At 57.5% G+C, this 13,399-nt stretch carries 13 protein-coding genes; 4 read left to right on the top strand and 9 right to left on the bottom strand.

Annotation, left to right across the window (positions count from 1 at the left end; translation table 11 throughout):
- Nucleotides 1–183 precede the first annotated feature (183 nt).
- Nucleotides 184–1,116, top strand: coding sequence for a cation diffusion facilitator family transporter (locus VJ698_RS09585; RefSeq protein WP_324102516.1), 933 nt, complete (start codon nucleotides 184–186; stop codon nucleotides 1,114–1,116).
- 2 nt (nucleotides 1,117–1,118) lie between these two features.
- Here VJ698_RS09585 and VJ698_RS09580 read toward each other — a convergent pair whose 3' ends face one another.
- From VJ698_RS09580 to VJ698_RS09570, 3 genes are read right to left on the bottom strand one after another with little or no spacing between them, the layout of a single operon-like run.
- Nucleotides 1,119–3,368, bottom strand: coding sequence for a bifunctional (p)ppGpp synthetase/guanosine-3',5'-bis(diphosphate) 3'-pyrophosphohydrolase (locus VJ698_RS09580; RefSeq protein WP_324102515.1), 2,250 nt, complete (start codon nucleotides 3,366–3,368; stop codon nucleotides 1,119–1,121).
- Between the two features lie 7 nt (nucleotides 3,369–3,375).
- A complete protein-coding gene (locus tag VJ698_RS09575) occupies nucleotides 3,376–3,726 on the bottom strand; it encodes a RidA family protein (protein ID WP_324102514.1) in 351 nt (116 codons plus the stop codon).
- Between the two features lie 22 nt (nucleotides 3,727–3,748).
- Complete coding sequence (locus VJ698_RS09570; RefSeq protein WP_324102612.1) at nucleotides 3,749–4,615, bottom strand: alpha/beta hydrolase; 867 nt, start codon at nucleotides 4,613–4,615, stop codon at nucleotides 3,749–3,751.
- Between the two features lie 111 nt (nucleotides 4,616–4,726).
- Here VJ698_RS09570 and VJ698_RS09565 point away from each other — a divergent pair, with 111 nt between their 5' ends.
- Nucleotides 4,727–5,521, top strand: a complete 795-nt coding sequence (locus VJ698_RS09565) for a 3-hydroxybutyrate dehydrogenase (RefSeq protein ID WP_324102513.1) — start codon at nucleotides 4,727–4,729, stop codon at nucleotides 5,519–5,521.
- A gap of 115 nt (nucleotides 5,522–5,636) precedes the next feature.
- On the opposite strand, the gene VJ698_RS09560 is transcribed toward VJ698_RS09565, so the two are convergent.
- Both VJ698_RS09560 and VJ698_RS09555 read right to left on the bottom strand, forming a co-directional pair.
- Nucleotides 5,637–6,290, bottom strand: coding sequence for a 3-oxoacid CoA-transferase subunit B (locus tag VJ698_RS09560; RefSeq protein WP_324102512.1), 654 nt, complete (start codon nucleotides 6,288–6,290; stop codon nucleotides 5,637–5,639).
- Nucleotides 6,291–6,304: 14 nt separating this feature from the next.
- Nucleotides 6,305–7,003: a CoA transferase subunit A gene (locus tag VJ698_RS09555; protein WP_324102511.1), complete on the bottom strand. Its 699-nt coding sequence runs from the start codon at nucleotides 7,001–7,003 to the stop codon at nucleotides 6,305–6,307.
- Between the two features lie 133 nt (nucleotides 7,004–7,136).
- Here VJ698_RS09555 and VJ698_RS09550 point away from each other — a divergent pair, with 133 nt between their 5' ends.
- The gene (locus VJ698_RS09550; RefSeq protein WP_324102510.1) at nucleotides 7,137–7,697 is read left to right on the top strand and encodes a PAS and helix-turn-helix domain-containing protein; all 561 of its coding nucleotides are present in this window, start codon (nucleotides 7,137–7,139) and stop codon (nucleotides 7,695–7,697) included.
- Between the two features lie 11 nt (nucleotides 7,698–7,708).
- Here VJ698_RS09550 and VJ698_RS09545 read toward each other — a convergent pair whose 3' ends face one another.
- Together VJ698_RS09545 and VJ698_RS09540 are read right to left on the bottom strand one after the other, a co-directional pair.
- Nucleotides 7,709–8,116: a thioesterase family protein gene (locus tag VJ698_RS09545; protein WP_324102509.1), complete on the bottom strand. Its 408-nt coding sequence runs from the start codon at nucleotides 8,114–8,116 to the stop codon at nucleotides 7,709–7,711.
- A 56-nt stretch (nucleotides 8,117–8,172) separates the two neighbouring features.
- Nucleotides 8,173–8,949: an SDR family oxidoreductase gene (locus VJ698_RS09540; RefSeq protein WP_324102508.1), complete on the bottom strand. Its 777-nt coding sequence runs from the start codon at nucleotides 8,947–8,949 to the stop codon at nucleotides 8,173–8,175.
- Between the two features lie 162 nt (nucleotides 8,950–9,111).
- Between VJ698_RS09540 and VJ698_RS09535 the strand changes: the two genes are divergently transcribed.
- Nucleotides 9,112–10,800 carry an electron transfer flavoprotein-ubiquinone oxidoreductase gene (locus tag VJ698_RS09535; protein WP_324102507.1) on the top strand — a complete coding sequence of 563 codons (1,689 nt, stop codon included), beginning with the start codon at nucleotides 9,112–9,114 and terminating at the stop codon, nucleotides 10,798–10,800.
- A gap of 72 nt (nucleotides 10,801–10,872) precedes the next feature.
- On the opposite strand, the gene VJ698_RS09530 is transcribed toward VJ698_RS09535, so the two are convergent.
- A complete protein-coding gene (locus VJ698_RS09530) occupies nucleotides 10,873–11,427 on the bottom strand; it encodes an NUDIX hydrolase (RefSeq protein WP_324102506.1) in 555 nt (184 codons plus the stop codon).
- Nucleotides 11,428–11,820: 393 nt separating this feature from the next.
- A complete protein-coding gene (nuoN, locus tag VJ698_RS09525) occupies nucleotides 11,821–13,302 on the bottom strand; it encodes an NADH-quinone oxidoreductase subunit NuoN (RefSeq protein ID WP_324102504.1) in 1,482 nt (493 codons plus the stop codon).
- Nucleotides 13,303–13,399 lie beyond the last annotated feature (97 nt).

The raw sequence follows: 13,399 nt of genomic DNA, 5'->3' as shown, positions 1-13,399 counted from the left end.
GGCACATCAATTTGATAATAAACTCCAACTTCACTGGAGATCCAAAATAGCGGACATCGGCCGCAACTTCCCGCTCCTGCCGATGTCCGGTGTGAATCGGATACACTGAAAACGTATTCTCAGACGACAACAATAAGCCGGCATTCCGATCGTTGAATCGCGGCCGACCGTCATACCGAAGCCATGCATAACAAGCACGAGAGCATCACCCCTAGCCAACTACATGCCCATCGGGCAGGCGACGCTTCCCATCATCACGTGGCGGAAGGACGGAGCCCCAAGATCCTGGGATTCTCCGTGTTGCTTACGCTCACCTTTGCAGCAATCGAAGCGCTGGCTGGATTCTGGTCGAATTCCCTGGCGCTGATTTCAGATGCCGGGCATATGGTCACCGACAGCACGGCACTCGGACTGGCGCTGCTCGCGCAAATGATTGCGCGACGCCCCCCATCGCCAAAGCATTCCTTCGGATTCGGCCGCGCGGAGGCACTGGCTGCATTCATCAATGCGCTCGCCATGCTGGCGATTGTCGGCTGGATCGTCTTCGAGGCAATCCAGCGGTTTTCTGCGCCGCAGGCAGTTCAAGGCAAGGCCGTGTTTGTCGTCGCGCTGATCGGACTGTTAATCAACCTGATGGTCGCATGGGTGCTTTCGCATGACAAGGAAAGCGTCAATGCACGGGCGGCCCTGGTCCATGTGATCGGCGATCTGCTCGGCTCGGTGGCAGCACTGGTCGCCGGCGCAGTCATCTATATCACTGGCTGGATGACTATCGACCCTCTGCTGTCGCTGCTCGTCTCCCTATTGATCCTGAAATCTACTGTCGACGTATTGCGTGATGCATACCACTTCCTGATGGAGGGCGTGCCCCATCATATCGACTATCTGCAGGTCGGAGAGGATCTTGCCGCCATCGACGGGGTTCTTTCCGTGCACGATCTGCACGTCTGGGAAATGACACCCGGCCAGCCCGCACTGATTGGACATGTCGAAATCCGCAGCATGGGCGAATGGCCGACGCTGCTGCATGCGATCAAGCTGATGCTGCTCGAAAAACATGGCATCGACCATGTGACATTGCAGGCCGAACTACCCGGGATGGTCAACGGCGATTAGGGTTACTGCCGCATCGCTTCTAGTACGCCGTCGACATCCAGAATGACCGTCAAAGCCTTCTGCAACTGCTCGGTAGAGGAAATTTCTGCAGTAAAGGACATGCGGGCCTGGCCTTTCGCGCTCTGCGTATTGACACCGATCACGTTGATCTTCTCTCGCGAGAATACCTCGGTGATGTCGCGCAGCAGGCCTTGCCTGTCGTTTGCCAGGATGAAGATATCGACGGGATAGACCGTCTCCCTTCCTGCGTCACCCCAGGTCGTCTGAATCACACGCTCCAGCGCCTTCATCCGCATTTGCGCCAGATTCTTGCAGTTGGCGCGATGGATCGACACTCCCTTGCCACGCGTAATGAAGCCGACGATTTCATCCGGCGGTGCTGGCTTGCAGCAACGGGCCAATTGGGTCATTAAGCCGTCCGTACCGACTACGAGAACACCGGAACGCGCTCCTTGCGCAACACTGGACGCGCGGCTCTTGTTCGGGATAATTGCTTCTTCAGCGCCCTTCGCGGCAATCTTTTCCTCGTCCTCATGCAGCGCGTATTCAATATTGCGCAAGCTGAACACTTCCTTGCCGACGGCGAGGAACAAATCGTCGAGCTTTGAGAATCCGAGCTTGTGCGCCAGCTCCTCGAGATTGATCGCCGTCTTGCCCTCGCGTTGCAAGGTCTTCTCTACAAGGCTGCGTCCATGCGCGAGCGTCTCCTCCTGCTCGATGGCGTTGAACCATGCCCGAACCTTGGTGCGAGTACGTGGACTCACCACATAACCGGGACTGAGCCAATCGCGTGAAGGGCCCGCTGCCGCGCCGCCCCGCGCCGTGATGATTTCGACGGTCTGGCCGTTCTTCAACGGCGTGTTCAGCGGCACCATCACGCCATCGACCCGCGCACCGCGGCAGCGATGGCCGACATCAGTATGTAGGTGGTAGGCAAAATCGATCGGCGTGGCACCGTTCGGCAATTCGATGACGCGCGCCTGCGGTGTCAGCACGTAGATGCGATCATCCAGTGCGGCGGACTTGAGTTTCTCGACCCATTCGCGGCGGATGTCTTCCTGTGCGACGACGGCATCGGCAACTTCACTCTTCCACGCGAGAAGCTGGCGCAGCCAGGCGATCTTTTCATCGTACTTCTGCGCTGAAAAACTCGACCCTCCGCTCTCCTTGTAACGCCAGTGCGCGGCCACGCCATATTCGGCAAAGCGATGCATTTCATGCGTGCGTATCTGCACCTCGAGCGCGCGCCCGTCCTCGGCCACGACGACCGTATGGAGCGACTGGTATCCGTTCGGCTTCGGCCGTGAAATGTAGTCGTCGAACTCATCCGGGATCGGCGTCCAGATGTTGTGCACCAGACCAAGCACCGTGTAGCACGTCTTTACATCGTCGACGATGACGCGGAATGCGCGCACATCGTACAGCTCGGAGAAGTCGAGGGATTTGCCGCGCATCTTGTTCCAGATGCTGTAGATGTGTTTTGGCCGGCCGGACACCTCGGCCTTGATATCTGCTGCAGCCAGCTCCGATTTCAGCCGGCCGATCGCCCCTTCGACAAAACTCTCCCGCTCCAGGCGCTTTTCCTCGAGCATCCGGGCGATACGCTTGTACGTGGCCGGTTCGAGAAAGCGGAATGCCAAGTCTTCCAGTTCCCACTTCAATTGCCAGATGCCGAGACGATTTGCCAGCGGGGCATACAGATCGAGCGTTTCGCGCGCGTACTGATGCGTCCTCTCGTTTTCCAGCTTCAGTTCGGAGAAATAGCGCAATGTCGTGACGCGGGAAGCGAGGCGGACGAGGACGGCACGCATGTCGGACGCCATCGAGAGCAGCATCTTGCGCAATGTCTCGAGCTGTTCCGCAGCCTGTTGCGGCGCGTTCTTGCCGCGCCCCACTTCCTGCTGGCCAAAGGTCCGCATGTGCAGTCGCATCAACTGCCGGATGCCACTCACCAGGTCGGCGATATCCTTGCCGAAGCGTGATTCGATGCTCTCGGCGACCTTGGCATCAATGACGGGCAATTCGGTGAGCAGGCCAGCAATGCGCGTGTCCGCATCGGTGTTGAGCGAGGCGAGTACGCTGGCGATGCCTTGCGCAAATTCGTAGGCATCCTGGCCGGTGATCATGCTGTTGCCGCGATAGATTGGCTCAATGAAGGCAAGCGCGTCCATCACACGTGCGCTGTCCTCCGACGTTAATCCGGAGGCCAGCAGGACGTGTGTTTCGCTCTGAGTTGCTGCAACGGATACCATTCGGCGACTATCTCTGTGCTGCGGTGACGACCACCTCGATCAGCCACTCCGGTTTTCCAAGCTTTGCCTCGACCGTCGCGCGCGGCGGCGAATTGCCATCGGCTACCCATTCATTCCACACCGCGTTCATGCCACTGAAATCCTGCATATCGGCGAGGAAAATCTGGCACATCAGGATACGCGACTTGTCGCTGCCCGCCTCTGCCAGCAGGCGATCGACATGGCCCAGCACTTCCCGCGTCTGGCCGGCGATGTTCTGCGTCAGGTCTTCCGCAACCTGTCCTGCGAGATACACGGTGCCGTTATGTATCGCGATTTCCGAGAGCGTCTTCCCGACATGCAAACGTTGGATGTCCATGGTTTTCCGTTTCTGAAGTGTGTTACTCAAGCAGGAACGACTTCACGATATCGATCTGGTCCTGATGCATGAACGTCGGCGCATGCCCGACGCCGGGCACCTCGACCAGCTTTGCCTTCGGACCGCACGTCGTCATGGCCTGCGCGGTCTCCTGCGTCAGCAAATCGGATTGTGCACCGCGCACGAGAAGGGTCGGGCAGGTGATCGCGCCGTACGTTGCCCACAGTAGCGCTTCCATCTGCTGCAGACCCTCCGGCGTAGGCGCCTTGATTGTGCTTGCAAGGCCTGGGTCATAATGCCGAATCCATTTCCCGTCCTTGTCTTGTTTTAGGACGTCGGCGGCAAGCTTGCGCCATTCCTCATTCGCATGAAGTCCGAAGGGCTGCGAGATTTCCCTGATGTAGCGCACTGCATCCTCGAACGTATCGAAACGCATGGACTCGCCGATGTAACTGCCGATCCGGGTCAGCGCATTCGGGCTGAGCGATGGCCCCACATCGTTCAGGACCAGCTTGCTGACGGGACTATCCTTGAGGGAGGCAAGTCCCATGCCGATCAGCCCGCCCATTGAGGTGCCGACCCAGTCTACGGTTTGCGCATCAAGGCGCGCGAGCAATGTCACCATGTCGCTGACATATTGCGGAATCTGGTAGTACTGGGGATCGCGCAGCCAGTCCGAACGACCGCGGCCGACGACATCAGGACACACCACGCGGTATTCGCCGCACAATTCCGAGGCAAGCGTGTCAAAATCATCCGAGACGCGCGTGACGCCATGCACGCAGACCAGTACGCGCGGATTTCGCGCGTCGCCCCATTCCTTGTAAGCCATTTTATGCAGGCCCGCCGGAGACAGACATTGCACGGTTCTAATCAGGTGTTGCGTCATTTTGTCGGCCATCAGGAAATCCGATTGTCATTCTCACATTTTACTGGTCGTTCCGCTTAAAATCCTATCTAAGTTTGTCGCAATTCCAAATTTCATTCGATGAGGGACATCATGCAAGGCAATATGCACAAAGGGAAGACGGCGCTTGTCACCGGATCCACTTCCGGCATCGGTCTGGGAATCGCCCGGATCTTCGCTGCACAAGGCGCGAACATCGTCTTCAACGGTTTCGGCGACGCCAAGGAAATCGAGGCGCTGCAGGCAAAGGTCAGAGATGATTTCGGCGTGCAAACTGCCTATCACAATGCAGATATGTCCAAACCCGCCGAAATCGAGGCAATGATGAAATTCGCGGGTGAACGCTTCGGAGGCGTTGACATTCTTGTCAACAATGCCGGCATTCAGCATGTGGCCAACATCGAAGATTTTCCGGTCGAGAAATGGGACGCGATCATTGCCATCAACCTGAGCTCTACCTTTCACACCACGCGCCTTGCGCTGCCGGCAATGAAGGCAAAGAACTGGGGCCGCATCATCAATATCGCATCTGTACACGGCCTGGTCGGATCGGCGCAGAAGTCGGCCTATGTCGCCGCAAAGCATGGCATCGTTGGGTTCACCAAGGTTACCGCACTGGAAACAGCACATACAGGTGTGACCTGCAATGCCATCTGCCCAGGTTGGGTGCTCACACCGCTCGTGCAAAAGCAGGTCGATGCGCGCGCCGCGCAGCAAAACATGTCGAATGAGGAAGCGAAGAAGAGCCTGCTCGTGGAGAAACAACCTTCCGGTGAATTCGTGACGCCGGAACAACTGGGCGAACTCGCCCTCTTCCTGTCCAGTGACGCAGCAAGCCAGGTACGCGGCGTAGCATGGAACATGGATGGCGGCTGGGTCGCGCAGTAATTGCGCAACGCGCATCGGCTGGCACCAAATCTTTGCTGGCCGATGTTGGGTACGACAGTTTGCAGATAAAAAACGGCGCTCGAAAGCGCCGTTTTTTTCGCAGTGGAAAGCAGTATTACTGCACGCCGCTCACATCGAGTTCCGCACCGGTCTTCGAGATGATTTCCTCCTTGCTCACGCCAGGCGCAAGTTCAACGAGTTTCAATCCCTTGTCCGTGACATCGATCACGCCGAGATCGGTAATGATGCGATTGATGACGCCAACACCGGTCAACGGAAGATCGCACTTCTTGAGAATCTTGTGCGACGTCGTACCATCCTTCGCCTTGGCGACGTGCTCCATCAAGACTACGACACGGCCGACACCTGCAACCAGGTCCATCGCGCCGCCCATCCCCTTGACCATCTTGCCGGGAATCATCCAGTTCGCCAGATCACCCTTCTCGCTCACCTGCATGGCGCCGAGTATCGCGATATTGATCTTGCCGCCGCGGATCATGGCGAACGAATCCGCCGAACTGAAGAACGAAGAGCCGCGCAGCGCTGTCACCGTTTGCTTGCCGGCATTGATCAGATCAGCGTCCACTTCGTCCTCGGTCGGGAACGGTCCGATGCCAAGCAGTCCGTTTTCCGACTGCAGCCATACCTCGATGTTCTTCGGAACGTAGTTGGCCACCAGTGTAGGCAAGCCGATACCGAGGTTCACATAGAAGCCATCCTGCAATTCCTTTGCCGCACGTGCGGCCATTTCGTCACGAGTCCAAGCCATGTTCGTTCTCCGTATTACGATGCACGCGTGGTGCGTTGTTCGATGCGTTTTTCGGGCGTTGCATTGAGCACAATGCGATGCACGAAAATGCCCGGGGTATGGACTTGGTCTGGATCGATTTCGCCGACTTCCACCAGCTTCTCGACTTCGACTACCGTGATCTTGCCCGCCATGGCAACGTTCGGATTGAAGTTGCGTGCGGTCTTGCGGAATACGAGGTTGCCGACCTTGTCAGCCATATAGGCCTTCACCAGCGAGACGTCCGCGACCAGCGAACGCTCCATTACATACTGCTCACCGTTGAATTCGCGCAGCTCCTTGCCTTCGGCAACGATGGTGCCGACGCCAGTCTTGGTGAAGAATGCCGGGATACCGGCGCCGCCCGCGCGCAGCTTCTCAGCAAGGGTGCCTTGCGGAGTGAATTCAAGCTCCAGCTCGCCTGCCAGGAACTGACGCTCGAATTCTTTGTTCTCGCCCACATAGGAGGCAATCATTTTCTTGATCTGGCGCGTGCTCAGGAGCTGGCCAAGGCCGAAGCCATCAACACCGGCGTTGTTGGAAATTGCCGTCAGGTTCTTCACGCCGGAATCACGCAAGGCCTCGATCAGTGCCTCAGGAATGCCACAGAGGCCGAAACCACCGACGGCAATCGTCTGCCCGTCCTTGACAATGCCAGCCAGAGCACTGGCGGCATCAGGATAAACTTTATTCATACCGACCCTCTTCTTGTGTAAATTGCCCGAAAAAAGGCTGTTGTAATGTGCCTGTCAGCATAAGATGGTGGACTTGACCGTGCAATACCGTAAAAATACGAATTTTTGTGACGAAACGGCCTATGGATAGCCTATGAGCGCCTCCTTGACGATAGACTACCAGACGATCTTTCAACACGCGCCAGTAGGCATGTGCGTATCCCAGCACCGGGTCATCCATGCATGCAATGATGCGCTTGCGGAAATGTTCGGCTATCGACCCAGCGATCTGATCGGCCAATCCTTCCGCGTGCTCTACCCGACACTCGACGAGTTTGAACGCACCGGCGCTCGTATCGTTCCGATCATGAGCGCCAGAGGGCATTATTCCGATGAGCGGATCATGAAGCGCGCCGATCAGGAACTGTTCTGGTGCCATGTTACGGGCCGCTCCCTTACCCATGACGATCCGCACGCGGCGGGAATCTGGACTTTCGAAGACCTGAGCGCGAAGCGCCCGGTGACCGCCGAGCTCACGCCGCGCGAGCGGGAAATCGCCGCGCTGCTGGTCGAGGGAAAAACCAGCAAGCTGATTGCCCGGCACGTGGGCTTAAGCCCGCGCACGGTGGAAATGCACCGCGCAAAACTGATGCGAAAGTTTTCGGCGGCGACATCCAGCGAACTGGTGCACCGCCTCATGGGCGTCTCAGCCTGACGCGCTTGCTCTCATGTGGCAAGGAGACGAAGGACGCGCTCCGGCAAAGGCACCGATTTCTCTAGCGAATAATTGACCCACACCACCTTGGCGCCACCTGAGGCAGCCAACACTTCCGGCTGGTCTATGCGCCGGATCTCCTGGACCGTTTCAAAGCTCGAGCGTCCGGCCGTGCCGACATAGGTGCGCACTTCAATGTCGCCCGGATATTTCAGCTGCTTCAGGAAAGAGCAGTGCGCATTGACAATCACCGGCCCTTCCCCGCTTTCGTCCGGTCCGCAACCGACCTCAGTGAACCAGTCGATGCGAGCCTGCTCGAGATAACGGAAATAGACCGTATTGTTCACGTGCCCCATCGCATCCATGTCTCCCCACCGGATGGGCATGCGCAACGTATGAACAAGTTTTTTCTGGGTCATGGAAAACCTGAAGTAGCGACGCGCCGCCACTGGCACGACGGCGCAAATAGGTAAGCTCAGTAGGCGCTCATGCCGTCGTCGGCAGCGACGATGGCGCCATTGATGAAATTCGATTCATCCGACGCCAGCAACAGCAGCAGGCCGTCGAGGTCTTCCGGCTTGCCGAGGCGCTTGCGCGGCAGCATGTTGATGAGGTTGTGCCCCTGCTCCGTTTCGAAGTGCGCGGCATTGATTTCGGTGCTGATATAGCCAGGGCAAATCGCGTTCACGTTGATGCCGTAGCGTCCCCATTCGACGGCCATCGATTTCGTCATGTGCACCACGGCCGCCTTGCTCATGCAGTAGATCCCGATCTGCGGCAGAACGCGCAGGCCGGCAACCGACGCAATGTTGATGATCCTGTGCTGCTTCTTCGGGTCGCCTTTGGCACGCGCGATCATGCGCTTGGCCGTCTCCTGTGCGACGAAGAACGCACCACGCTGATTGGTGTCCATCACGAACGCGTAGTCTTCCGGGGTCACGTCGACGAGTCGCTGGGTAGTGGATACCCCCGAATTGTTCACGAGGATATCGATCGGTCCGGCCTCCGTCTCCGCGTGCGCGATCGCCGACTTGATGCTGGAATAGTCCGTCACATCCAGGGCCACGACATGCGCCGCGCCGCCCGCGGCCTCGATCTCCGCACGCAACTCCTTCAGCCGATCCACACGGCGCGAAGCCAGCACCACCTGCGCACCCGCTTCGGCAAGCACTTTCGCAAACCGCGCGCCCAGGCCGCTCGAAGCTCCGGTGATCAACGCAATCTTCCCCTCAAAATTGACTTCAATGCCCACGATATCTCCGATTTTGTCTTGCAATTGACTGTGTGACCAGCGGAAGAAACATTATCATTACACGAAAGTGCAATGATTAGAGTGACGTACCTAGCATTCTCACCCAAAATCCACGACAATTAGCACGTTCGTTCGATATTTTATTTTACCGTAGGGAACACCATGACGCAGACCCAAGATCTGATAGAACAATACGGCCCGCGCGAAGCGATGGAGTATGACGTCGTCATTGTTGGCGCCGGCCCGGCAGGCTTGGCGGCCGCGATTCGGCTGAAACAATTGGCGGCAGAAAAAGGCAGGGAGATTTCCGTCTGCGTACTCGAAAAAGGCGGCGAAGTCGGCGCGCACATTCTATCCGGCGCCGTGATGGATCCCATCGCGATGAATGAGCTGTTCCCGAAGTGGAAGGAAATGGGTGCACCGCTGAACCAGCCCGTCACCGCAGACGACATCCTGACCCTCACCGAGACGGGCGCCAAACGCCTCCCTGACTGGCTGGTACCGCGCAATTTCCACAACGAAGGCAACTATGTTGTCGCGCTGGGCGACCTGGTCAAGTGGTTGGGGCAGCAGGCCGAAGCACTCGGTGTCGAAATCTTCCCGGGTTTCGCTGCGGCGGAAGTACTGTACGACGACAAGGGTGCGGTCAAGGGTGTCGCCACGGGTAACATGGGCATCGGCAAGGATGGCGAACCCACCGAGAACTTCCAGCTTGGCATGGAATTGCTGGGCAAGTACACCCTGTTTGCCGAAGGCGCGCGCGGTCATCTCGGCAAGCAGCTGATTGCAAAATACAGGCTTGATGCGGGAAAGGATCCGCAAAGCTTCGCGATCGGCATCAAGGAACTGTGGGAAGTTGATCCTTCCAAAGCCAAGCCCGGCCTGGTAGTGCACACTGCGGGCTGGCCGATGGATCCCAACACTTTCGGCGGCGGCTTCCTCTATCACCTGGAAGACAACAAGGTCACGCTCGGCTTCGTGATTGGCCTCGATTACAAGAACACGTGGATGAGTCCGTTCGAGGAAATGCAGCGCTGGAAGACACACCCGGCCATCCGCGCCCATCTCGAAGGCGGCAAACGTCTTAGCTACGGTGCCCGTGCGATCAACAATGGCACACCACAGGCCTTGCCGAAGACGATCTTCCCGGGTGGCGCACTGTTGGGCTGTGACGCTGGCTTCCTGAACGCCGCCCGCATCAAGGGGAGCCACACGGCGATCAAGAGCGGCATGCTGTGTGCAGATGCCGTGTTCGAGGCGGTGGGCGCTGGCCGCGCCGGCGACGAGCTGACTGCGTATCCGCAGGCCTATGAGAACAGCTGGCTCGCGAAGGAGCTCAACGAAAGCCGCAACTTCAAGCTGTGGTTCAAAAAGGGCCCGCTGATCGGGCAGCTGATGACCGGCATCGAACAGTGGCTGCTGCCGAAGCTCGGCATCACGAATCCGCCTTGGACGCTCCATCGCGACAAGCCGGACCATACCTATCTTCAGCCGGCGGACCAGTGCCAGAAGATCGACTATCCCAAGCCGGATGGCAAGCTGACTTTCGACCGCCTTAACAGCGTGTTCGTCAGCAATACCAATCATGAGGAGAACCAGCCCGCCCACCTGACACTGAAAGACCCGACAGTGCCGGTGAAGATCAACCTCGCGAAATTTGCAGGTCCGGAAGGCCGTTATTGCCCGGCTGGCGTGTATGAATTCGTGAAGACGGACTCGGGCGAGGATCGCCTGCAGATCAATGCCCAGAACTGCGTGCACTGCAAAACCTGCGACATCAAGGATCCGACCCAGAACATCGTGTGGGTCACGCCGGAAGGTGGCGGCGGTCCTAATTATTCGGGTATGTGATTCCCCGGGTGCCGATAGACAAAGAGCCGCAATCGCGGCTCTTTTCTTTTTACGCAGCCGGGCAACCGGCGCTTACATCTTCCATTGTCCACTCAAGATCTTGTCCAGCCAGAATGCGCCGATGACGGTCTTCACGTCCGTGATCTTGCCCTCGCGGATCCAGTCCAGCATTTCCGGCACGGTCGTGGTAAAGGTTTCCAGAAACTCGCCATCGTCGAGCTTGCTCTCGCCCGCGGTCAGTCCGCGCGCGAGGAAGATATCCAGATGTTCGTTCGAATACGCAATCGCATTGTGGATGGTGCAGACATATTGCCAGTCAGTGGCGGTGTAGCCGGTTTCTTCCTGCAGTTCGCGCTTGGCGCATACCAAAGGGTCCTCGTCAGGGTCGATTTTCCCGGCAGGAAATTCGATGAAGACCTGGTTCAGGGGATAGCGGAATTGTCGCTCCAGCAGCACCGTGCCGTCCTCTTGCAAAGGAAGGATGACCACCGCCCCCGGATGTTTGATGTACTCCCTTTTCGAGTCATTTCCGTCAGGCAGGCGCACGGTGTCACGCTGCACTTTCAGGAAGTGCCCTTCGTAAGCAAGTTCGCTATCTACTTGGTGTTCTTTCAGATGCAGGTCCACTTGCAAGCTCCATAAGGTTGAATAGACTTATTTTACTGCCTGCTGCGACTTCTTCATGACGGCATGTCAATTGTGCCGCGTACGCGAGTAGCGGCACGATACCCGGATATGCCTGCACAATGAAGAAGCATACTGTTATGGCGTAGAACGCCCGGTGTTGGGAAATGCATTGCCAGTGCAAGGCTCAACAAGCCTGGCCATACCAAGAAGAAGAGATTAGAGCAGGACGGGTTCGAAAAGCGGCAACCCTGGCCGGTTCGCCCGCATAACAATGGAGTTGCGGCGATCAACCGCTCATTCAGAAAACGCAAGTTGGCGGCAATAGCCGCCAACAAGATTACAGTTCAGCTCGAAAGCGAAACGTCCGCCAGCGAGCTGTATCTACCCCGACGCTCAGGCAGCGAGGGTTTTCACGATAGTCGTCGCGCACACGGCCATCAGCGGGCCCGGCAATATGCCAAGAATCAGGACTGCCAGACCATTCACACTCAGGGCAAGGCGCATGTCCGCCGGAGCAACAATCTTCGCTGTATCGATCGGTTCGTCAAAGTACATTACCTTGACGACACGCAGGTAGTAGAAAGCACCGATCAGTGAAAGCAGCACAGCCAGTACTGCCAGCCAGACCTGCCCGGTTCCCAGCACGGCCTGCAGCACTTCGAGCTTGGCGTAGAAACCGACCGTCGGCGGAATACCTGCCAGAGAAAACATCAGGATCAGCATCATGAACGCAAACCAGGGGCTGCGCTGGTTCAGGCCTTTGAAGTCATCGATGTTTTCCGCTTCAAAGCCCGAGCGCGCTAGCAGCATGATCGCGCCAAAGGTACCCAGCGTGGTCAGTACATAGGTGATCGAGTAGAACAACGCCGAGCTATAAGCATTGCCCGCTGGCGACACATCTCCATTGACGACACCCGACAGCATGCCGAGCAGCATGAAGCCCATTTGGCCGATCGTCGAGTATGCCAGCATGCGCTTCAGATTGGTCTGCACGATCGCGGTAATGTTGCCGATCGCCATCGACAGGATCGACAGCACAGTAATCATCTGCTGCCAGTCAATCGCCAGTGGGAACAGGCCTTCAACCAGTAGGCGGATCATGATGGCGAATGCTGCGAGTTTCGGTGCGCCGCCGAGAAGCAGGGTTACCGCCGTCGGAGCGCCCTGATATACGTCGGGAACCCACATATGGAATGGAACCACGCCGAGCTTGAATGCAAGGCCGGCAACGACGAACACCACACCGAACACGAGGACAGTCTTGTTGACCGTACCCGATGCCGTGGCCTTGGCAACTTCCGTGAGGTCAAGCGAACCGGTGGCGCCATAAAGCATGGACAGTCCATACAGCAGGAAGCCCGATGCGAGCGCACCCAGAATGAAATACTTCATCGAAGCTTCGGTCGACACCGAATTGCCACGGCGCAGAGCCACCAGCGCATACAGCGACAGGGACATCAACTCGAGGCCAAGGTAGATGATCAGGAAGTTGTTACCCGAGATCATGACCATCTGGCCAAGCAGGGAAAACAGGCCAAGTATGTAGAATTCGCCGCCGATGGTACCACCCAGCATGCCGCGGTCGGTCGCGTACTGGCGCGAGTAGATGAGCGTGATGCCGATGGCAACGTACGAGAAGATTTTCAGCAGACTCGACATCGGATCCGACACGAACATGTTATGGAACGTGTAGGTCGTCGCGCCGCTGAAATTGGCAACGTTCAATGCGATGCAGACCAGCAGCGTCAGGATCGTGAGGCCGTACGTGATATGTCGCTTGGCATCTGATACGAACATATCGATCAGAAGAATGGCCGAGGTTGCAATCAGCAGAAAAATTTCCGGATAAGCCGGCACCAGGTTCATGTTGTTCATGTTGTCACTCTTAAGCCTCGCAGAAGCTGACTGCGCAGTTTCCGTTCAATCGTCCATCTCGCGTATCGCGGAGATGGACGGGGGTGAGGAATGCCTC

Source organism: Noviherbaspirillum sp., assembly GCF_035254685.1.
Classification (GTDB): domain Bacteria; phylum Pseudomonadota; class Gammaproteobacteria; order Burkholderiales; family Burkholderiaceae_D; genus Noviherbaspirillum.
The sequence above is the reverse complement of the archived record's forward strand: the minus strand, read 5'-3'. Positions and strand labels throughout refer to the sequence as shown.